Origin of the sequence: Pseudomonas oryzihabitans (assembly GCF_032027545.1) — a bacterium.
In the GTDB taxonomy this organism is placed as follows: Bacteria; Pseudomonadota; Gammaproteobacteria; order Pseudomonadales; family Pseudomonadaceae; genus Chryseomonas; species Chryseomonas oryzihabitans_F.
On the sequence record NZ_JAVSJB010000021.1, the window covers coordinates 51,855 to 70,663 of the forward strand.

The following is an 18,809-nucleotide window of genomic DNA, read 5'->3' on the forward strand; positions in this document are numbered from 1 at the left end:
AGGCTCGGAAAGGGAGTCGGGAGCCACAGGGCTCCGTAGGACGAATTGTCCATCAGCCGAGGCACAGCGTCATGTCAAGAAAGCGCAAAGATGCGTAAAGCCCAGCGAGATAAAGCACTGGGCCGGAGGGCTATCCGAGGAGGGTGGGCCCGCGCTTGCCGAAGCTGACCCTGGTGTCAGGGTTAGCTTCGGCTCGGGCTTGAATACCCAGGCGCCGAGCCGTTGGCAGACGCCGTCGACGCAGGGCCCATCAGACGCGGAAGCGTGCCGCCAGGCCGTGGATTTCGCGGGTCAGCTCGACGAGTTGGCGACTGGAGGTCTCGATCTGGTCGGCACCGTTCTTGGAGACGGCCGCCAGTTCGCGAATGTTGATCAGGTTGCGATCCACCTCGCGGGCGACCTGCGCCTGCTCCTCCGCCGCGCTGGCGATGACCAGGTTGCGCTCGTTGATGTCGCTGATGGCGACGAAGATGTGCTCCAGGCTCTCGCCGGTGCGTTCGGTGGTGCTCAGGGTGGTGCCGGCCAGGGCATTGCTGCGCTGGATGGCGGCCACCGCCGAACCGGTACCCGCCTGGATGTTGCCGATCATCTGCTCGATTTCCAGCGTCGATTCGCGGGTACGGTGGGCGAGGCTGCGCACCTCGTCGGCCACCACCGCGAAACCTCGACCGGCATCGCCGGCGCGAGCGGCCTCGATGGCCGCGTTGAGCGCCAGGAGGTTGGTCTGCTCGGACACCGCGCGGATCACGTCGAGCACCTTGCCGATCTGATTGGCCTGTTGCGCCAGGTTGGCGATGACGGCCTCGCTTTCGTTGACCGTGGTCTGCATGGTGTGCAGTTCGTTGAGCACCTGGGACACCTGGCTGCGGCTTCCAGCGGCCAGGCGATCGGATTCGCGGGCGGTGTCGGAGGTGGAGGCAGCATTGCGCGCCACCTCTTCCACGGCGGTGGTCATTTCCGTCACCGCGGTCACGGCCTGTTCCAGCTCCTGTTGCTGCTGGTTGAGGGTGCGATTGCTCTCGGCGGTCACCTGGCCCAGTTCCTGGGCAGCCGTGTCGAGTTGCTCGGCGGTGCGGTTGAGCTGGGCCAGGGTATCGCGCTGGCTGGTCTGCAGGGTGACCAGGCCGGCGAACAGCTGGCCGATCTCGTCATGGCTGCGGACCTCGATGCGTTGGGTGAGGTCGCCGGTGCTCATGGCAGCGAAGTGCTCGCCAGCCTCGCGTAGCGGGGCCAGCACCCGGCGGGCGATGAACCAGCCGGACAGCACCGCCAGCAGCAGGGTCAGGCCGACCAGCAGCAGGCTGCCGATCTGGGCCTGGAAGACGCGGCTGTCGGAGGCGGCGAGGGTGGCGGCGATGCGCCCGGTGATTTCGTCGGTGAACGCCTGCCGGGTATCGGCGAAGGCCGTGCTGGCGCCCTTGGCACCGTCGCTGATGCGGATGTAGCCTGGTAGGTCACCCGCACGACACGCGGCGATCTGGTTCTCGACGATAACCTTGTAGGCATCGAAGGCCTGCAGCATGGCGTCGATCTGCCCGCGCAGCTTGGTCTCGCTGATCGAGGCCTGCATGTCGGTGATCAGCTTGCGGGCGATGTCCAGCCGCTCCAGCGCCAGTTTCACGCCTTTCTCGGCCTTGGCCGGATCGCCGTTGACCCGGTCGAGCATGGCGGTATGGGAATTGGCGCTGGCCCGGCTGATCCAGGTGGCGGCGTTGTTGACCTTGTCTAGCTGCTCCATGGTCAGACTATCCAGCTCGCGGATCTGCTGGGCGCTGGTGCGGGCGCTGATCCAGCCATAGAGGCAGGCCAGCAGCAGGCAGGCGACGAACAGGCTGAGCACGCTGTACATCCCGGTCCGGATTCTAGTTGTTCTTTGCATGGCGATCTTCCTGATGGAAAAAAAGCTGAAGCGCGCGGGGCGCCTTTCGTAAAACTTTTTCGTCAGGAATACGGTAAGACTTTAGCCAGCGTCGATGGCCAGTAGCCCGCCGGTAGCAGTAAGGGGCTGAAGAGTTGTCGGATATCTCGGGGCAGCGGGGCCCGGCGAGGCCGGGCCCGGAGGGATCAGGACAGCGGAGTGAACTGGATGACTTCGACCCAGTAGCCGTCGGGGTCCTTGATGAAGGCGATCTCTTTCATATTGCCGTCGGTCAGGCGCTTCTGGAAGGCCACGCCCAGCTGTTCGAAACGTTCGCAGGCGGCGCGGATGTCCGGGACCGCCACGCAGGTGTGGCCGAAGCCGCGCGGATCGCTGTTGCCGTTGTGATAGCTGAACTCGGCGTCGTTCTCGGTACCGTGGTTGTGGGTCAGCTCGAGGATGCCCGGGGTGGACTTGCGCCAGCGCTGGCGCGCTTCCGGATCGGTCGGCACCTGGTTGCGATCGACCAGGGCGAGGAAGGTCAGGCTGAACTTGGCGTCGGGAAAGCCCTTGTGGTCGACCACGGTGAAGCCCAGCACGCGGGTGTAGAAGTCCAGTGAGGTTTCCAGGTTCTTGACCCGCAGCATGGTGTGGTTGAAGACGAACTCCCGGGTGGCGGCGTCCGGCTGGGCGGTCACGCCCGGCAGGTTATCGAATTGGCTCAGCGACATCAGGATTCTCCTGTGAGGGTGTGGGATTTGGAGAGGCGACCCTGCGCAACGTTCCCGCAGCAATTGGCGCCTGGCGCGGTCGCTCACGAAAAAGGGCGGGAAGTTTAAAGGCTCCGAGTACCGTTTCCCAAACACACCTTGACATCTCTTGTCGCTGCGCTCTGCGACGAATGGTCGAAACCCCGACGCCAGAGCAGCAGTCGGATTTTATAAGCACACTGCCTGTGCGAATCGAAGGAGACTTGATATGAGTAGCACCAGCGACAAAATCAAGGGTACCGCTAAAGAAGTGGCCGGCAAGGTCAAGCAAGGTGTTGGCGACGCCACCGACAATTCGCGCATGAAAGGCGAGGGTCGTGCCCAGGAAGCCGAAGGCAAACTGCAAAAGAACGTCGGCAAAGGTAAAGAAGCGATCAAGAACACCGTCGATCGCGCCTGAGTCCAGGATTCAAGGAAGAGGCCGCCTCCGGGCGGCCTTTTCTTTTGCCCGTCAGGCCGGGTCCAGCTCCGGATAATGCCGGAAGATGCCATGTTCGCTGAACGGCAGGCGCCGTGGCGAAGCGAGGTAGGCCGCGATATTGGGCAGGGTCGCCACCCGTTCGGCCACGCCCAGCACCCCGGGAATCTCTGGCGCGAGGCGACGCATGGCGTTGGGGAAGGCGTAGGTCAGGCCGGCCACTACCTGGAACAGCGACAGGTCGACGTAGGAGCGGCGGTCGCCCACCAGCCAGGTGTCGCCGGCCGGGTTGTAGCCCAGCACCCGCTCGAAGTAGCTCAGGTAGGTGCGGATGCGCTCGCCGGCGAAGGCCTTGGCGCGCCGCCGCGCTTCCTCCTGCTGCTCTTCATAGGTGAGCGCTATGGCCACCGGATGATGGACGTCGTGGGCCTCGGCAGTGAGGTCGGTGATGGTCAGCTGCAGGCCATGGACCCAGAACTGCGATTCCTCGTCGGTGGGGACCAGCTCCAGCCGTGGTCCCAGGTACTGGAGGATGTTGGCGACATGGGAGATGACCTCGTCGCCCGCCTTGAGGAACGGCGGGGCGAAGGGCGGGCGCCGTGTTTTCCGGCCTTGCAGGTAGTCGTCCAAGGCCGATACGCCGAGGCCTTCGCCCTCCGGCGCATTGCCGACGTCGAGATAGTCGGCGCCGGCCTCCTCGAGCGCCAGTCGGACGAATTCGCCGCGGCCCTGGATGCTGGGCCAATAGTGCAGTTCGTAACGCATGGGAACCTCCGTCGTCTGCCAGATTTACGGATTCAGGAGTCGTGACCCTCGGGTCGGTTCGAAGGTTTGCCCGCCGCGTACCTTTCACGACGAAGCGCACAACCAATTCCCATCCATGAGACTCCTATCAACCAGCGGCTAGTCATGAGGACGGTGGGATGACGGGGCAACAACGGGCGGACGGTTCCATGCGCATAGGCATTCTTACCCATGTGAAACACCCGGTGCGTCAGCCTTTCGCCGGCGGTCTCGAGGCCTTCACCTACGACATCACCCTGCAACTGCGCGCGCGTGGCCATGCGGTGACCCTGTTCGCCAGTTCCGCCTCGGCACCCGAGCTCGAGGTGGTGCCCATCCTCGACGACGGCAACTACGGTGCGGATGGCTGCCGGCGCAAGCGCAACGTGCTCAGCTCCGAGTACCTCGACGAGCACCACGGCTATCTCGACTGCATGCAACGTATCGATGGCTACGGCTTCGACGTCATCTTCAACAATTCTCTGCACTACGTGCCGGTGACCATGTCCGGGTTGATCCGCACGCCCATGCTTACCGTGCTGCACACCCCGCCGTTCTTCGAGCTGATCAACGCCATCGGTGCGCTACATCGGCGTGGCGGCGGCCATTACTGCACCGTATCCCAGGCCAATGCGGACAGCTGGGCGCAGCTGGCGCCAGCCTGCCACGTGATCCCCAACGGCATCGATCTCGACGCCTGGCGTCCGGGCAGCGCGCCGATTGGCGAGCATGCCCTCTGGTTCGGCCGCCTGGTACCGGACAAGGGCCCGCACCTGGCCCTGGACGCTGCGCGCGAGGCGGGCGTGCCGTTGCGCCTCGCGGGCCAGGCCACCGACGAGCGCTACTTTCGCCAGGAGATCGAGCCGCGGCTCGGCGAGCAGGCGATCTATCTCGGCCACCTGGAGCGCACTGCCCTGGCCGCCGAGGTGGCCCAGGCACGGGCCTGCCTGGTCACTCCCTGCTGGGACGAACCCTTCGGCCTGATCGTCGCCGAGTCTATGGCTTGTGGCACGCCGGTCGCTGCCTTCGCGCGGGGAGCACTGCCCGAGTTGCTCACCGCCGAGACCGGCGCCCTGGCCCCGCCCGGCGACGTGCCGGCCCTGGCGGCGGCCCTGCGCGAAGCCCTGTCGCTGCCCCGCGAGGTATGCCGGGCGCGGGCCGAGGCCCAGTGGAGCCATCGGCTGATGATCGACCGCTACGAGCGCCTGCTCGCCGACGTCGCCGCTGGACGGGTGGCCCGTGGCTGAATTGAACATCGGCTACTACGCCCACCATCATGGCGCCGGCCACGTGACCCGCGCCCTGGCCATCGCCGCGGCCTTCGACGGTCCTATGACGCTGTTCGGTAGTCGGCTGCCCGAGCGGGTGGGCCTGCCCAACGTCCAGCTCTGCCACTTGCAGGCCGACGTGGCGCCGGGCGTTGCGGGTGAGGCCTTCGCTTGCCTGCACTACGCCCCGCTGGGAGTAGCGGGACTGCGCGAACGCATGGGGTTGCTGGTGGACTGGTTCCGCCGCGCCTGGCCCTGCCTGCTGGTGGTGGACGTCTCGGTGGAAGTGGCACTACTGGCCCGCCTGTGCGGCGTGCCGACGATCTATCTGCGCCAGCGTGGCAGCCGCTTCGACGCGGCCCATGAACTGGCCTATGCCTGTGCCAGTCATCTGCTGGCGCCCTATCCCGAACGCCTGGAAGAACCTGGCACACCGGACACCTGGCGGGCCAAGACCTGCTATGCCGGTAGCCTGTCGCGCTATGCCGGGCAGGTACCTGCAATGGTGCGGGAGCCCGGCACGGTCACTGTCATCGCCGGTCACGGCGGCACCGCCTTCAGCCGCGCGCGACTGGCCGCGGCAGCGCGGGCCTGCCCGGACTGGCGCTGGACGGTGCTGGGCCCGATAACGGAGGACGCCACCCCGGCGCCGGTCAATCTGAGCTTCCTGGGCAGTGTTGCCGACCCCGCGTCCTGGCTGACCCGTGCCGAGCTGGTGGTCGGCTCCGCCGGCGACAGCCTGGTGGCGGAGCTGGCCGATCTGCGCTGTCGCTTCATCTGTTTGCCCGATGCCCGACCCTTCGACGAGCAACTGTCCACCGGTCGGCTGCTGGCCGCTCAGGGCCTGGCGGTTACCTGCGAAAGCTGGCCTGCCGATGGCGAGTGGCCCGGATTGCTGCTCCAAGGGCGCCAGCTCGACCCCGAGCGTTGGACGCAGGTGAATGACGGGAACGGCGCTCGCCGCGCCGCCGCCTGTATCCAGACCATCGCTCGGGAGGTGCTGGCATGATCGTGCTGACCCTGGTGCATGGCCGCGAGCGGCAACTGGCCAATCTCATCCGCGGCCTGGAGCTGGCCCCGACGCCCCCTGCTGCCTTGGTCGTGGTGCAGATGAACGAGCCCGTGCGGGCGCTGCACAGCCCGCGCTTTCCAATCCAGGTGCTCGGCATCGAGGATGACGGCATCCTGCCCCTGGCCGCCGCACGCAATGCCGCCGTGGCCGCCGCGCCAGGCGAGGAGCTGGTGTTTCTCGATGTGGACTGCATTCCGGCACCGGCGCTGCTCGCCGCCTATCGCCAGGCCCTGGAAGCGCGGCCAGAGGCGTTGCACCAGGGCTTCGTTCATTACCTGCCGGCCGGTGTCGCGGAGGGTGACTGGACGCCGGAGGCGTTGCTCGTCACCGGCGTCGTCCATCCGCTGCATCGGGATCGTCCAAGCGGCGAGGCGATTCCCCATCCGCTGTTCTGGTCGCTGAATTTCGCCTGTACCCGCGCCACCTTTCAGCGCATCGGCGGCTTCGACGAAGGCTATCGTGGCTACGGTGGCGAGGACACCGACTTCGCCTTTCGCGCCCGCGAAGCAGGGGTGCCCGTCTACCAGGCCGAGGCGCGTGCCTTCCACCAGTACCATCCCACCTACCATCCGCCGCTCAATCATTTCGCCAGCATCCTGGCGAACGCCCGGCGCTTCCACGGGCGCTGGGGTCTGTGGCCCATGGACGGCTGGCTGCGTGAGTTCGCCGCCGCCGGCTATATCCATTTCGACGAAAGCCGCGGGATAGAAGAACGGCGAATGCCCAACGCCGCCGCGATCGCCGCCTGCCGGGACGCTTCTGGCTCCGGCTTCTGAAGCCGGCGCGCAACCAACCGGGCCCGTGCGACTCTGAAGGTAGGCATCCCTCTCGAGGAACGTACGTCAGGAGCCGCCATGTCCTTGTTCGCCTTCAGCCTGCGCGGCGTCTCGCCGTTCACCCTCATCAAGCGTGCCGTCCAGGAATTCGTCGCCGACGACATGCCCACCTATGCAGCGGCCCTGGCCTACCAGATGCTGTTCTCGCTGTTTCCCTTCCTGCTGTTCCTGATCGCCCTGATCGGCTTCCTGCACCTGCCGGACTTCTTCACCTTCCTGCGCGAACAGGCCGCCTACCTGCTGCCGCCCACGGCGCTGGATACCGTCAATCCCATCATCGACCAGTTGCAGACGCAGAAGGGCGGCCTGCTGTCCTTCAGTATCATCGTCGCGCTCTGGTCCGCCTCGGGTGGCTTCCGCTCGCTGATGACCGCCATGAACAGCGCCTACGACGTGGTGGAAAGCCGCCCCGCGTGGAAGCGCATTCCCCTGTCGGTGCTGCACACCATCGGCCTCGCCGGCCTGCTGCTCAGCGCCGCGGCGCTGATGGTCCTCGGGCCCCAGGTAATGAACTGGCTGGCCGCCTACGTCGGCTTGGAAGACTACATGGTGACCCTCTGGGCACTGATCCGCTGGCCGCTGGCGGTGTTCCTGCTGATGATCGCGGTAGCGGCGCTCTACTACGTCACCCCGGACGTGAAGCAAAGCTTTCGCTTCATCACCCCCGGCTCGGTGCTGGCGGTGGTGGTCTGGATCCTGGCTTCGCTGGGTTTCGGCTACTACGTGCAGAACTTCGCCAACTACAGCGCCACCTACGGCAGCATCGGCGCCATCATCGTGCTGCTGCTGTACTTCTACATTTCCTCGGCAGTTCTGCTGTTCGGCGCGGAGATCAATGCGGTGATCGAACACCACAGCGATGACGGCAAGGAAAAGGGCGAGAAGACGCCAGGCGATGGCGGCGTGGAAGCCGACGAGGAACTCCAGGCGGCCCAGGCGGAAGAAGAGGGCGTGGTGGGTGAGGTGCGGGTGGTGAAGCGAGAGGTCAAGCCAGACCGGTAGGGTGGATGACGGCGCGCCTCATCCACAGTTCACTGGCGAGCTTGGTTGTGGAAAACGCTAGGCGGTTTTTCACCCTGCGGGTCTGGATGCATGGTTCATCGCGGCCATGGGCCGCTCCTACAAAACCGTCAAGCTCTGTAGGAGCGGCCCATGGCCGCGATGAAGGAGAACGAAGACGCCCTACTTCGCCTTGCCCTGGTTGGCCACAGCGGCCATCTTAGCGGCGACCTCGTCCGGGTCGGCCAGGTAGTAGTGCTTGGTGGGCTTGAGGTTCTCGTCGAACTCGTACACCAGCGGCACGCCGTTGGGGATGTTGAGACCGACGATGTCGCTGTCGGAGATGTTGTCCAGGTACTTGATCAGGGCGCGCATGGAGTTGCCATGGGCGACCACCAGCACGCGCTGGCCGCTACGGATGGCCGGGGCCAGGACCTCGTTCCAGTAGGGCAGGACGCGCTCGACGCAATCCTTGAGGCACTCGGTACGCGGCACCTGATCCAGCGACAGACCGGCGTAGCGCGGATCGGCGGCCAGGGCCTTTTGCTCCTCGATGCTCTGCTCGGGCGGTGGTACGTCGTAGCTGCGGCGCCACACCAGTACCTGCTCCTCGCCATACTTGGCCGCGGTCTCGGACTTGTTCAGCCCGGTCAGGCCGCCGTAATGCCGCTCGTTGAGGCGCCAGTCGCTCACCACCGGCAGCCACATCTGGTCCATGCCTTCCTGGACGTGCCACAGGGTCCGCACGGCGCGCTTGAGCACCGAGACATGGGCCACGTCGAAAAGGAAGCCGGCGTCCTTGAGGGCCTTGCCGCCCTCGTGGGCCTCACGGATCCCCTGTTCGGTCAGATCCACATCCGCCCAGCCACTGAAGCGGTTTTCCAGGTTCCATGCCGACTGGCCATGGCGGATGAATACGACTTGCGACATGCGACCTCCATCTTGGGATTCATTGTTTGGCCCGCGCCTACGCGAAGCTGTGCCAAACATACCGCAGATGGAGGCGGCCGGCATCGGCATCACGGAAACCGTGATGCGTGCGGCACTCGTAGCGGGTCTTAGGCTGCCAAGGCGCGGCGCGTACGCTCGATGACGCGCTCCAGACCGGCAGCGGCACTGTACTGCTCGGGGTAGAGCCGCTCGCTGCGACAGGCGACACCGCGCGCGTCGACCACGGTGAAGCTGAAGCCGCCCTTGCGCGAAGCCGGGGTGGTGATGCATTGGAACGGCGCGAAGGCCGCCTGGAGATGTTGCATGGCCGCGATGGCCTGATTTTGAATGTTCATTGTCTATCCTTGGGTCCACGCTCAGTCGGCGCGGTGAAGTAACTCCAGCAACCTCGTACCCATGACGGTCGACGGCTGAATCTCTGGCTGGAGGAAGGCAGCGTGTGGGCAAGATGCCCAGGCATGCAGGTAAGTACTTGGGAAGGCAGGCAACCGGCCGGGCACGAGATTCAGAGGCCAGGGCGGCAGATCCTGAGCAATCGAGGGATCGGTTCGATCCGAGTGACACTGATTTCGCGCAGTGGGTAAGAGCGGAAAGGCGTCCAGCGATTGGGGTCAGCTTGGTACTAACCCGGTCAAGCTAGCAGGATCGGTGCCAACCTGGCAAGCCCGTCGGTCGGCGACGGGCTTGGCGGTCATCAACGTTCGACGAGCTGCATCCAGGCGGCCGGATAGCGCGTACCCGCCACTGTCTCCGGGGTGAAGAGCGTATCCAGTTCGGTCTTTTCGTGTGCGCTCAACTGCACCTCGAGTGCGGCGAGATTTTCCAGCAAGTAGTGGCGCCGTCGGGTGCCAGGGATGGGCACGATGTCCTCGCCCTGGGCCAGCACCCAGGCCAGGGCCACCTGGCCGGGGGTGACGCCCTTGGCGGTGGCCAGGGCGCGTACCCGTTCCACCAGTTCCAGGTTGCGCTGGAAGTTCTCGCCCTGGAAGCGGGGGCTCAGCCGGCGGTAGTCGTCCGCAGCGAAATCGTCCGGTGACTTCAGGGCGCCGGTGAGAAAGCCACGGCCGAGCGGACTGTAGGCTACCAGCGCCACCCCGAGTTCGCGGCAGGTGGCCAGCACGCCATGCTCTTGGGGATCGCGCGACCACAGCGAGAACTCGCTCTGCAGCGCGGCGATGGGGTGGACCCGGTGGGCGCGGGTCAGGGTTTCACTGGAGGCTTCGCTCAGCCCCAGGCAACGCACCTTGCCGGCCTGCACCAGCTCGGCCATGGCGCCAACGGTCTCTTCGATGGGTACCTCGGGATCGACGCGGTGCTGGTAGTAGAGATCGATCCGCTCGACCCCCAGCCGGCGCAGGCTGCCGTCCACCGCCTGGCGCACGTACTCGGGCCGACCGTTCACCCCGCGGGTATTGGGATCGTCGCTGCGCACCAGGCCGAACTTGGTGGCGAGGAACACCCGCTCGCGGCGTCCGCGCAGGGCACGGCCGAGCAGTTCCTCGTTGTGATGAGGGCCATAGGCGTCGGCGGTGTCCAGCAGGGTCACGCCGCGTTCCAGCGCAAGATCCAGGGTGGCGAGGGCTTCGGTCTCGTCCGTCGCGCCATAGAACTCGCTCATGCCCATGCAACCCAGGCCCAGGGCGGATACCAGCGGACCGTTGCGGCCCAGTCGTCGTTGCAGCATGTTGTTTGCTCCTCTTTGGCTGACCAGAGCAGTCTGGCTATTGAGTTGAATCGAACAAAGCTGTTATCAGGGCAGACAGTATTCAACTGGATTGAATAATCGTGGACCGACTGGCAGCCATGCGCGGCTTCGTCCGCATCGTCGAACGCCGTTCCTTCACCCGGGCAGCGGCCGATCTGGGTCTATCGCCGGCGATGGCGACGCTGCTGGTGCAACAGCTCGAGGCCCATCTGGGGGTGACGCTACTGCACCGCACCACCCGCCGCGTCAGCCCGACGTTGGACGGCGCTGCCTACTACGAGCGTTGCGTCCGTTGGCTGGCCGAGCTGGACGACATCGAGGCGGCCTTCAGCCAGCGGCGCCGGCAGCCGCGCGGACGGCTGCGTATCGACCTGCCGAGCAGCTTGGGGCGGGTGCTGGTGATGCCCGCCCTGCCGGACTTCTGCCAGCGCTATCCAGACCTGGAGCTGGTGATCAGTGCCGACGACCGGCCGGTGGACGTCATCGGCGAGGGCATCGACTGCGTGCTGCGCGGCGGTCCGGTGCACGACGAGGGCCTGGCAGTTCGGGCGCTGGGCGCGCTGGTGCAGATCACCTGCGCCAGTCCGGCCTATCTCCAGCGCCAGGGCCTGCCCGAGGACCTCGACGACCTGAGCGGGCACCAACTGGTGCACTACCGCTCGCTGCGCAGTGGCCGCCGGCTGCCCTTCGAATTCTGCCAAGCGGGCGAGATCCGGCGGCTGGAGCCAGCCGGACGGCTGGCGGTCAGTGGTGCCGATCTCTATGTCGGCGCCGCCCTGGCCGGGCTCGGCCTGATCCAGGCACCGCTCTATCACCTGGCCGCGCACCTGGCGGCCGGTCGCCTGCAAGAGGTGCTGCCCGACCAGCGCCCGCCCGGCCTGCCGCTGGCGGCGGTCTATCCCCTGGCCAGCCAGACCTCGCCACGGGTGCGGGCCTGGGTGGAGTGGCTGGACGACGTCTTCGCCGCGGTCGATCCGGCCTGGTTGCGGCGTTGAGGCGGGCTATTGGGAGATGAAGGAGCAAAGCTGGCTGCTTGATGGCGGAAGAGGCGCCCAGCGGCCTGCTAGATCACCAAGTCAATTTCCTGGTCGGTGAAGCCGAAGCGCTTCAGTAGCAGCCGGTGCTCTGTACTGCCGAGTAGACGGTCCAAGACCGCATCCACTCTCAGTCGCAACTCGTCGTCGTGCTTGGCGAAAGCGAAGGCACCGAACGCCGGTGGCTTCTCCGTCGCGGCGATGACCACCGTCTGTACCTGGGCTGCAGGATTCTGCTCGACGAAGGCAGTATGGGCACGGGCGACGCTGGCATAGGCGTCTGCCCGGCCATCCCGTACCGCCTGGGCAGCCTCGGCGTAGCCGTCGAATACCTGGATCCGTGCAGCCGGAATGGCGTAGTCCTCCTGGGCCGTCCGCTGCTGGATCTGGTCGCGTACCACTGCCAGGCGGCAGTGGGGATGACGGGCGACGGATCGGTAGCCGTCCAGCGCCAGCGGATTGCCGTGGGCGACCAGCAGGCCATCGGCCAGCGCCCAGATCGGGCGACTGAAACTCACCAGGCGCTGACGTTCCTCGATGACGAAAAGCCCCGTGGTCATACGCCAGCGCCCAGTGGCGAGACCCGGCAATAGCTGGGCGAAGGTAGTCTCGATGGGTTGGAAGGGCGGCAGCTCGGCGGCCTGCAGGACCGTCCGAGCCAGTTCCACGTCGCAGCCGGTCAGGGTGCCGTCGGCCGCACGATAATTGAAGGGCGGCTCGATGAGATAGGCGAAGGACGTCATCGGTAGCTCCTATGAGCGAAGAGGATCGTCCGTAGTAATGCGCGCATAGCAAGGCGGGGCATGAGCTCGGTCACCACTGCCACGGTTATCGCAAGTCACTGTCAGCCTGGCAAGCCGTCCCGAGTACCTCCGGGGATGTCTATGACGGCTGTTAGCTCGAAACTGCTGACGGCTACCAAACGGTGCCAGTGTTACCAGGGCAGGTAGATTTGACCGCTCTGGGCCTGCAGGGCTCGGTTCACCCGACTACGGACAGGCCAACCCGAGCCCTGCAGAGATCGTCACTACTTGCCCGCTTCCCGTGGGGCCGGCTGGCCATGGCCGAAGGCCTGGCCCAAGTCATCGCCGGAGGTGGTGCGGTTGGCATCGGTGCGCCACTTGGCGACCTCGGCGGCGCTGACCGGGGCGGCGTCGTTACCCCAGCTGGCGCGGATGAAGCTGACCACGTCGGCCACCTGGGCATCGTCCAGCCGCCAGCCGAAAGGCGGCATGACGATCGTCGAAGGTGCGGTGTGCAGGCCGGGCAGGGTGCCGCCCTTGAGCACGATGTTGATCAGCGAACTGGCGTCGGCCGTACGCAGCACCGGGTTGCCGGCCAATGCCGGGAACACCCGGTCGTAGCCCTGGCCGTCGGTGCGGTGGCAGGCGGCGCAGTTGTCCACGTAGACCTGGGCACCGCGAGCGCTGTCGTCGCCGCGCCAGAGTGCCGTAGCCGCGCGGCCATCCGGCTGGAAGGGAGCATCCTTCGGGTCCCTGGGCGGCAAGGCCTTGAGGTAGCGAGCGATGGCGTGCAGGTCGGCGTCGCTCAGGTACTGCAGGCTGTGTTGCACCACCTCGGTCATGCCGCCGAACACGGCGCTGTCGGCAGAGCGGCCGGTCTTGAGGAATTGCACCAGTTGTTCCTCGTCCCAGCGACCCAGGCCGTCACGCTGGTCGCCGCGCAGGTTCTTGGCGATCCAGCCTTCCAGAGGTGCACTGCCGGCGAGGAAGTCCGGGCCATCGGCGGGCGAGAGCGCCTTCTCCTGCATGGTCAGGGCGCGCGGGGTATGGCAGGCGCCGCAGTGGCCTAGGCCTTCCACGAGGTAGGCGCCGCGGGCGATCACCGGGTCCTGGTCCGGCGCCGGCTGGAATTGCACCACCTCGGGGGCGAACAGCTGGCGCCAGATCGCCAGCGGCCAGCGCATGGACAGCGGCCAGGGGATGTCGCTGTCGCGATTGGCCTGCTCGACCGATGTTACCCCGTGCATGAAGTAGGCGTAGAGGGCGCGCATGTCGCCCTCGGTCACCCGGGCATATGAAGGGTAGGGCATGGCCGGGTAGAGGGTATGGCCCTCCTTGGCGATGCCCCGGCGGATGGCGGCGTCGAAGTCAGCGAAACCGTAGTCGCCGATACCGGTCCGGCGATCCGGGGTGATGTTGGTGGAATAGAGGGTGCCGATGGGCGTCTGCATCGGCAGGCCGCCGGCGAAGGGCTGGCCGCCCGGCGCGGTGTGGCAGGCCACGCAGTCGCCGGCGCGGGCCAGGTATTCGCCTTTCTTGACCAGCGCTGGATCTACCTCTTCGGCGGCCTGGGCCGTCATGGCCAGACCGGCGCCCAGCAGCAGGGTCGCGAGGGTACGGAGGATCATGGACGCGCCTCTCATGCCTGCACCAGCGGGCCGGGATGCTTCAGGTACTGCTCGCGGATGGCGCGCGCCGACCAGTAGGTCAGGGCCGCCACCAGGCCGGTGGGGTTGTAGCCCAGGCCCTGGGGAAAGGCCGAGGCGCCCGGCACGAAGACGTTGTGCACGTCCCAGCTCTGCAGGTAGCGATTCACCGCGCTGGTCTTGGGATCGGTACCCATGATGGCGCCACCGTTCAAGTGGGTGGTCTGGTAGCTGGCGGTGTTGAAGTGGTCGCCGAAATCCTTGACCGAAACGCTGATGTGCTCGGGATTCATGGCCTCGGCGATCTTCTTCATCTTGGCCGCCATGAAACGGGTCATGCGGATGTCGTTGTCCTTCCAGTCGAAGGTCATGCGTAGCAGCGGCTGGCCGTAGGCGTCGCGATAGGTGGGGTCCAGGTCCAGGTAGTTGTCGCGGTAGGACTGGTGCGCACCGTGGGCATCCATCGACAGCTGATGGTTGTAGTAGCCGGCCTGGGCCTTTTTCCAGGCGCTGCCCCACTGCGGTGTGCCAGGGGGGTTGGCCGCCCCGGCGATGGGCCGGGTGCCGGCCTGGTTGACCCACATGGGCGAGCCGCCGACGAAGCCGTGGGGGCCGTGGTCGAAGTTGTCGGCGTTGAAGTCGTCCACCGCCACGCCATTGCCGCCGGCGCCGATGAAGGGATTGGTGTGGTGCTGGTCCTTACGGAAGAAGGCCTTGATGGTGGCCATGTTCTGGTAGGCGAAGTTGCGCCCGACCACGCCTTCGCCGGTCTTGGGATCATAAGGCTGGCCGATGCCCGACAGCAGCATGAGGCGCACGTTGTTGAACTGGAAGGCGGCGAGGATGACGATGTCGGCCGGCTGTTCCAGCTCCTGACCCTGGGCGTCCAGGTAGGTCACCCCCGTGGCTTTCTTGCCGGTGCTGTCCAGGTTCACCTTGAGCACATGGGCCTGGCTGCGCAACTCGAAGCGCGGCTCCTGCTTGAGCGCCGGCAGGATGTTCAGGTTCGGCGAGGCCTTGGAGTACATGTAGCAGACGTAGCCGCTGCAATAGCCGCAGAAGTTGCAAGGACCCATCTGGCAACCATAGGGGTTGGTGTAGGGCCCCGAGGTGTTGGCCGAGGGCAGGTTGTAGGGGTGATAGCCCACCTCCCGCGCGGCCTTTTCGAACAGCTGCGCCGAGACGGTGTTCTTCTGCGCCGGCAGCGGGAAGTCGCTGGAGCGATCCGCGGCATAGGGATTGCCGCCCTTGCCGTCCCCCACTACCTGGCCCTTGATGCTCCAGGCGGTACCCGAGGTACCGAACACCTGCTCGGCGAAGTCGAAGTAGGGCTCCAGTTCGGCGTAGCTGACACCGAAATCCTGGATGGTCATGCCCTCGGGGATGAATGTCTTGCCGTAGCGCTCTTCGTAGTGGCTGCGCAGGCGCAACTCCACCGGATCGACGCGGAAGTGCACCCCCGACCAGTGCAGGCCGGCGCCGCCTACGCCATCGCCAGGCAGGAAGACACCGAGTTGCCGATTGGGCAAGGCGACGTCATTCACGCTGTGGCGAATGGTGACGGTTTCCTTGGAGACATCGACGAACAGCTTCTTGCGGATGCTGTAGGTGAGTTCGTCGATCACCTGGGGATAGGAGCCATCGGGATAGGTGTCGCGGTAGCTGCCGCGCTCCAGGGCCACCACGTCCAGGCCGGCCTCGGTCAATTCCTTGGCCATGATGGCGCCGGTCCAGCCGAAGCCGACGATCACTACCTGCTTGCTGGGCAATACCTTGGCCATCAACCGCGCTCCCCGCGAATGGAGACCGGAGGCAGCGGATAGCGTTCGTCGCGCTCCACCCAGTCCATGAAGTCGGCGCGGGCACCAGGGAAGTTCACCAGTTTCCAGCCGACCAGTTCCTTGTTGCCGCCATGCAGCGGATCGCAATAGAAGCCTTCCTTGGTGTTCTGCAGCAACTGGGCGAAGAACAGCTTGGCCGGCACGCCCTCCAGGGCGGCGTCACCGCTTTCCAGGGCCTTGAGGGCCTCGTCCTGGTGGGCAGGGGTGAGCTGGGCGAAGGGCTTGCCGTGCTGCTGGCCGCTCCAGCGGTCCACCGCGGCGATGCCCAGGCGATAGATATCCTGGGGCACCAGGCGACTCTGGTAGCCCATCTCCGGCGCAGCATCCGCCGCGAAGGGGCCCTGCATGTACCAGAGGGCGCCGCGGGCATAGGCGGTCTGCATCTGCCGGTCGATGAATTCCGCCGCTCCGGCTTCCAGCGCGCCTGGGCCCAAGTCGTCAGCTGGGATCAGGCGCGCCACGGCCGCCTGGACGAAGGCCCATTCCTCGGCGGTGAAGAACACCGGTTGGTAGGCATCGGCCTGAGCGCTGCTGCCGGGCTTGTCCGCAGGAGTGACGGTCGTGGCTGCGAGGGTCAGGCCCGAGGTTGCACCGCCGGCCAGGGCGACCACGGGGATCAGGGAGAGGGACTTGCGCAGGAAGTCGCGCCGGGCCGGAACGGAATCGTCAGCGGGCATGCTCGGGTCTCATCAGGTGCCCGAGGTGAGCCGCGGGCTTATAGTTAGCTGGCTAATATGTTGGAATATTACCAATATATGGCGGCGGCAGTTACATTTTGTCGCAGCTGTGCAGAGGCCTGACAGGACGCCAAGTTCCCGAGTGCGGTGAAAGGTTCTTCCAGATACCCCTGGCCTGGGGTGCTGGTGATGACCGGCACCGCCGCGGGTGTTCCAGGCCTGCGGATGAGAGGCCAGCTTGTTGGGAAATTTCCAACCGTTACTCGACACTCTTCGACAAAGAGCTTGGCAGGCCGCCGGGTTACCTAAGGTTCCACCTTTTCTAGCACCATAAATGTGCAAGTTGCACCAGGTGATACCTAACGAAGCATCCCCAAGGTGCGAATCTCCCTCTGATAAAGTCGCTTATTCATCATATGGTTAGCGCGATAGAGGGTCGCGATGCCGATTTTTCGCCACTTTCCGCGAGTGACTGCACTCTTTTAGTTCGTTCTATGCCGATTTCGACGAGGGTGGCGCGCAAGTTGCACTTGGGAGGCTTTCCGTTGTCAGGTAACACCTTATGTCCAACGTAGAATGCAGCCTCTCTCCGGCGCTCAAACCGCGCCATGTGACCATGTTGTCCATCGCTGGCGTGATCGGTGCCGGCCTGTTCGTCGGCTCCGGTCATGCTATCGCCGCTGCCGGCCCCGCCGTGCTGCTGGCCTATGCCCTGGCCGGCACCCTGGTGGTGCTGGTGATGCGCATGCTGGGTGAAATGGCGGTTGCCTCGCCCGATACCGGCTCCTTCTCTTCCTATGCCCAGCAGGGCATCGGGCGCTGGGCCGGCTTCACCATCGGCTGGCTGTACTGGTGGTTCTGGGTGCTGGTGATCCCGCTGGAGGCGGTGGCCGCCGCCGCCATCCTCAATGCCTGGTTCCCGGCCATCGCCACCTGGCAATTCGCCCTGGTGATCACCGGTATCCTGACCGTGACCAACCTGTTCAGCGTCGCCAAGTACGGTGAGTTCGAATTCTGGTTCGCCTTGCTCAAGGTGATCGCCATCGTCGCCTTCATCGCCCTGGGCGCGGCCGCTCTGGTCGGTGCCCTGCCGGGGCGCGAGGTGAGCGGCCTGAGCAACCTGATGGCCCATACCGGCGGCTTCATGCCCAATGGCTTCGGTGCGGTGCTGGGCGCGCTGCTGACCACCATGTTCAGCTTCATGGGGACCGAGATCGTCACCATCGCTGCGGCCGAGTCCAAGGATCCATCCCGGCAGATCAGCAAGGCCACCAACTCGGTGATCTGGCGGATCGCGCTGTTCTACCTGGTCTCCATCTTCTTGGTGGTCTCCATGGTGCCGTGGAACGATGCCCAACTGCCGATCGTGGGTTCCTACCAGCGCGCCCTCGAGGTGCTGTCGATCCCCCATGCCAAGCTGATCGTCGACTGCGTGGTGCTGGTCGCCGTGGCCAGCTGCCTGAACTCGGCGCTCTACACCGCCTCGCGGATGCTCTATTCGCTGGCCCGCCGTGGCGATGCCCCGGCCAAGCTGGGTCGTGCCTCTAGCACTGGCGTACCGCTCACGGCGGTGCTGGCCAGTACCGCTGTCGGCTTCCTCACCACCATCGCCAACTACACCATGCCCGAGGCCGTGTTCAGCTTCCTGCTGTCCACCTCCGGTGCCGTGGCGCTACTGGTATACCTGGTGATCGCCGTGACGCAGCTGCGTCTGAGACGCAAGCTGATCGCCCGTGGCGAAACGCTGGAGTTCCGCATGTGGCTGTTCCCCTGGCTGACCTGGGCGGTGATCGTCTTCATCGTCGGCGCCCTGACCGTGATGCTGTTCAGCGAGGCTCATCGCTTCGAGATCCTGGCGACCGGTCTGCTGGCGCTAGTGGTGGTCGCCATCGGTACCGTGCTGGGACGGCGTCAGCCGAGCACGCCAGCCATGGCGGCTGCGGCACGCTGACTTGGGTAGCGACCCCGCATTGCTGTCGTCGGGGTCGCACTTTCTTGGGGCAAAAAACTGACCTACGCTGGACAGCGGGCGCGGTAACAGGTAGAACAGCAGGCCGGTTTGTCGGCTTAGTAGCCAACTGTGCAGGCCGAAGTTCTTGAGATGTTCCCTCTGGTAACCCAAAAGTGCACTGCAACGGTGCGTAACGTTACAGAATGACCCATATTGCAGCAGTACAGTTGCAATTGTGTCAGGGGTGATCCGCAAAC

General features: G+C 65.5%; 17 protein-coding genes. 7 read left to right on the forward strand and 10 right to left on the reverse strand.

The annotated features are described in order from the left end of the window. Positions 1 to 250: 250 nt before the first annotated feature. Both RND78_RS23760 and gloA read right to left on the reverse strand, forming a co-directional pair. Positions 251 to 1,879, reverse strand: a complete 1,629-nt coding sequence (locus tag RND78_RS23760; RefSeq protein WP_312732464.1) for a methyl-accepting chemotaxis protein — start codon at positions 1,877 to 1,879, stop codon at positions 251 to 253. Positions 1,880 to 2,064: 185 nt separating this feature from the next. Then, positions 2,065 to 2,589 carry a lactoylglutathione lyase gene (gene gloA, locus RND78_RS23765; protein ID WP_312732465.1) on the reverse strand — a complete coding sequence of 175 codons (525 nt, stop codon included), beginning with the start codon at positions 2,587 to 2,589 and terminating at the stop codon, positions 2,065 to 2,067. A 247-nt stretch (positions 2,590 to 2,836) separates the two neighbouring features. Here gloA and RND78_RS23770 point away from each other — a divergent pair, with 247 nt between their 5' ends. Beyond that, the gene (locus tag RND78_RS23770) at positions 2,837 to 3,028 is read left to right on the forward strand and encodes a CsbD family protein (RefSeq protein ID WP_312732466.1); all 192 of its coding nucleotides are present in this window, start codon (positions 2,837 to 2,839) and stop codon (positions 3,026 to 3,028) included. A 51-nt stretch (positions 3,029 to 3,079) separates the two neighbouring features. Here RND78_RS23770 and RND78_RS23775 read toward each other — a convergent pair whose 3' ends face one another. After that, complete coding sequence (locus RND78_RS23775; RefSeq protein ID WP_312732467.1) at positions 3,080 to 3,811, reverse strand: glutathione S-transferase; 732 nt, start codon at positions 3,809 to 3,811, stop codon at positions 3,080 to 3,082. A gap of 188 nt (positions 3,812 to 3,999) precedes the next feature. Here RND78_RS23775 and RND78_RS23780 point away from each other — a divergent pair, with 188 nt between their 5' ends. From RND78_RS23780 to RND78_RS23795, 4 genes are all read left to right on the forward strand, one after another. After that, a complete protein-coding gene (locus RND78_RS23780; RefSeq protein ID WP_312732468.1) occupies positions 4,000 to 5,076 on the forward strand; it encodes a glycosyltransferase in 1,077 nt (358 codons plus the stop codon). After that, entirely contained in the window at positions 5,069 to 6,106 is a 1,038-nt protein-coding gene (locus RND78_RS23785) for a hypothetical protein (protein ID WP_312732469.1), read from the forward strand. The genes RND78_RS23780 and RND78_RS23785 overlap by 8 nt, the downstream gene beginning before the upstream one ends. Beyond that, positions 6,103 to 6,945 (forward strand): galactosyltransferase-related protein, encoded by an 843-nt coding sequence (locus RND78_RS23790; protein WP_312732470.1) that lies wholly within the window; start codon positions 6,103 to 6,105, stop codon positions 6,943 to 6,945. The genes RND78_RS23785 and RND78_RS23790 overlap by 4 nt, the downstream gene beginning before the upstream one ends. 78 nt (positions 6,946 to 7,023) lie before the next feature. Continuing rightward, the gene (locus RND78_RS23795) at positions 7,024 to 8,007 is read left to right on the forward strand and encodes a YihY/virulence factor BrkB family protein (protein WP_312732471.1); all 984 of its coding nucleotides are present in this window, start codon (positions 7,024 to 7,026) and stop codon (positions 8,005 to 8,007) included. 180 nt (positions 8,008 to 8,187) lie between these two features. Here RND78_RS23795 and gpmA read toward each other — a convergent pair whose 3' ends face one another. The 3 genes from gpmA to RND78_RS23810 form a co-directional block, all read right to left on the reverse strand. Continuing rightward, on the reverse strand, positions 8,188 to 8,934 hold the full coding sequence (gpmA, locus tag RND78_RS23800) for a 2,3-diphosphoglycerate-dependent phosphoglycerate mutase (RefSeq protein ID WP_312732472.1): 747 nt from the start codon (positions 8,932 to 8,934) through the stop codon (positions 8,188 to 8,190). A 128-nt stretch (positions 8,935 to 9,062) separates the two neighbouring features. Further along, entirely contained in the window at positions 9,063 to 9,290 is a 228-nt protein-coding gene (locus tag RND78_RS23805; protein ID WP_312732473.1) for a hypothetical protein, read from the reverse strand. Positions 9,291 to 9,649: 359 nt separating this feature from the next. Continuing rightward, entirely contained in the window at positions 9,650 to 10,639 is a 990-nt protein-coding gene (locus RND78_RS23810) for an aldo/keto reductase (RefSeq protein ID WP_312732474.1), read from the reverse strand. A 101-nt stretch (positions 10,640 to 10,740) separates the two neighbouring features. Between RND78_RS23810 and RND78_RS23815 the strand changes: the two genes are divergently transcribed. Continuing rightward, the gene (locus RND78_RS23815; protein ID WP_312732475.1) at positions 10,741 to 11,655 is read left to right on the forward strand and encodes a LysR family transcriptional regulator; all 915 of its coding nucleotides are present in this window, start codon (positions 10,741 to 10,743) and stop codon (positions 11,653 to 11,655) included. A gap of 68 nt (positions 11,656 to 11,723) precedes the next feature. Here the strand turns inward: RND78_RS23815 and RND78_RS23820 are convergent, their stop codons facing one another. The 4 genes from RND78_RS23820 to RND78_RS23835 all read right to left on the reverse strand — a co-directional run bounded on the left by RND78_RS23820 (position 11,724) and on the right by RND78_RS23835 (position 16,601). Next, positions 11,724 to 12,437 carry a transporter substrate-binding domain-containing protein gene (locus tag RND78_RS23820; RefSeq protein WP_312732476.1) on the reverse strand — a complete coding sequence of 238 codons (714 nt, stop codon included), beginning with the start codon at positions 12,435 to 12,437 and terminating at the stop codon, positions 11,724 to 11,726. A gap of 284 nt (positions 12,438 to 12,721) precedes the next feature. Continuing rightward, entirely contained in the window at positions 12,722 to 14,065 is a 1,344-nt protein-coding gene (locus tag RND78_RS23825) for a cytochrome c (protein WP_312732477.1), read from the reverse strand. Positions 14,066 to 14,076: 11 nt separating this feature from the next. After that, positions 14,077 to 15,864, reverse strand: coding sequence for a GMC family oxidoreductase (locus RND78_RS23830; RefSeq protein ID WP_312732478.1), 1,788 nt, complete (start codon positions 15,862 to 15,864; stop codon positions 14,077 to 14,079). After that, positions 15,864 to 16,601 carry a gluconate 2-dehydrogenase subunit 3 family protein gene (locus RND78_RS23835; RefSeq protein WP_312732479.1) on the reverse strand — a complete coding sequence of 246 codons (738 nt, stop codon included), beginning with the start codon at positions 16,599 to 16,601 and terminating at the stop codon, positions 15,864 to 15,866. The genes RND78_RS23830 and RND78_RS23835 overlap by 1 nt, the downstream gene beginning before the upstream one ends. A 562-nt stretch (positions 16,602 to 17,163) precedes the next feature. Here RND78_RS23835 and gabP point away from each other — a divergent pair. After that, entirely contained in the window at positions 17,164 to 18,552 is a 1,389-nt protein-coding gene (gabP, locus tag RND78_RS23840; protein WP_312732480.1) for a GABA permease, read from the forward strand. Positions 18,553 to 18,809: the final 257 nt, after the last annotated feature.

What these genes read in the sequence shown, in the direction of transcription:
- RND78_RS23760 (WP_312732464.1), bottom strand. Translation starts at nt 1,879, where the DNA reads ATGCAAAGAACAACTAGAATCCGGACCGGGATGTACAGCGTGCTCAGC.
- gloA (WP_312732465.1), bottom strand. Translation starts at nt 2,589, where the DNA reads ATGTCGCTGAGCCAATTCGATAACCTGCCGGGCGTGACCGCCCAGCCG.
- RND78_RS23770 (WP_312732466.1), top strand. Translation starts at nt 2,837, where the DNA reads ATGAGTAGCACCAGCGACAAAATCAAGGGTACCGCTAAAGAAGTGGCC.
- RND78_RS23775 (WP_312732467.1), bottom strand. Translation starts at nt 3,811, where the DNA reads ATGCGTTACGAACTGCACTATTGGCCCAGCATCCAGGGCCGCGGCGAA.
- RND78_RS23780 (WP_312732468.1), top strand. Translation starts at nt 4,000, where the DNA reads ATGCGCATAGGCATTCTTACCCATGTGAAACACCCGGTGCGTCAGCCT.
- RND78_RS23790 (WP_312732470.1), top strand. Translation starts at nt 6,103, where the DNA reads ATGATCGTGCTGACCCTGGTGCATGGCCGCGAGCGGCAACTGGCCAAT.
- RND78_RS23795 (WP_312732471.1), top strand. Translation starts at nt 7,024, where the DNA reads ATGTCCTTGTTCGCCTTCAGCCTGCGCGGCGTCTCGCCGTTCACCCTC.
- gpmA (WP_312732472.1), bottom strand. Translation starts at nt 8,934, where the DNA reads ATGTCGCAAGTCGTATTCATCCGCCATGGCCAGTCGGCATGGAACCTG.
- RND78_RS23805 (WP_312732473.1), bottom strand. Translation starts at nt 9,290, where the DNA reads ATGAACATTCAAAATCAGGCCATCGCGGCCATGCAACATCTCCAGGCG.
- RND78_RS23810 (WP_312732474.1), bottom strand. Translation starts at nt 10,639, where the DNA reads ATGCTGCAACGACGACTGGGCCGCAACGGTCCGCTGGTATCCGCCCTG.
- RND78_RS23820 (WP_312732476.1), bottom strand. Translation starts at nt 12,437, where the DNA reads ATGACGTCCTTCGCCTATCTCATCGAGCCGCCCTTCAATTATCGTGCG.
- RND78_RS23825 (WP_312732477.1), bottom strand. Translation starts at nt 14,065, where the DNA reads ATGATCCTCCGTACCCTCGCGACCCTGCTGCTGGGCGCCGGTCTGGCC.
- RND78_RS23830 (WP_312732478.1), bottom strand. Translation starts at nt 15,864, where the DNA reads ATGGCCAAGGTATTGCCCAGCAAGCAGGTAGTGATCGTCGGCTTCGGC.
- RND78_RS23835 (WP_312732479.1), bottom strand. Translation starts at nt 16,601, where the DNA reads ATGCCCGCTGACGATTCCGTTCCGGCCCGGCGCGACTTCCTGCGCAAG.
- gabP (WP_312732480.1), top strand. Translation starts at nt 17,164, where the DNA reads ATGTCCAACGTAGAATGCAGCCTCTCTCCGGCGCTCAAACCGCGCCAT.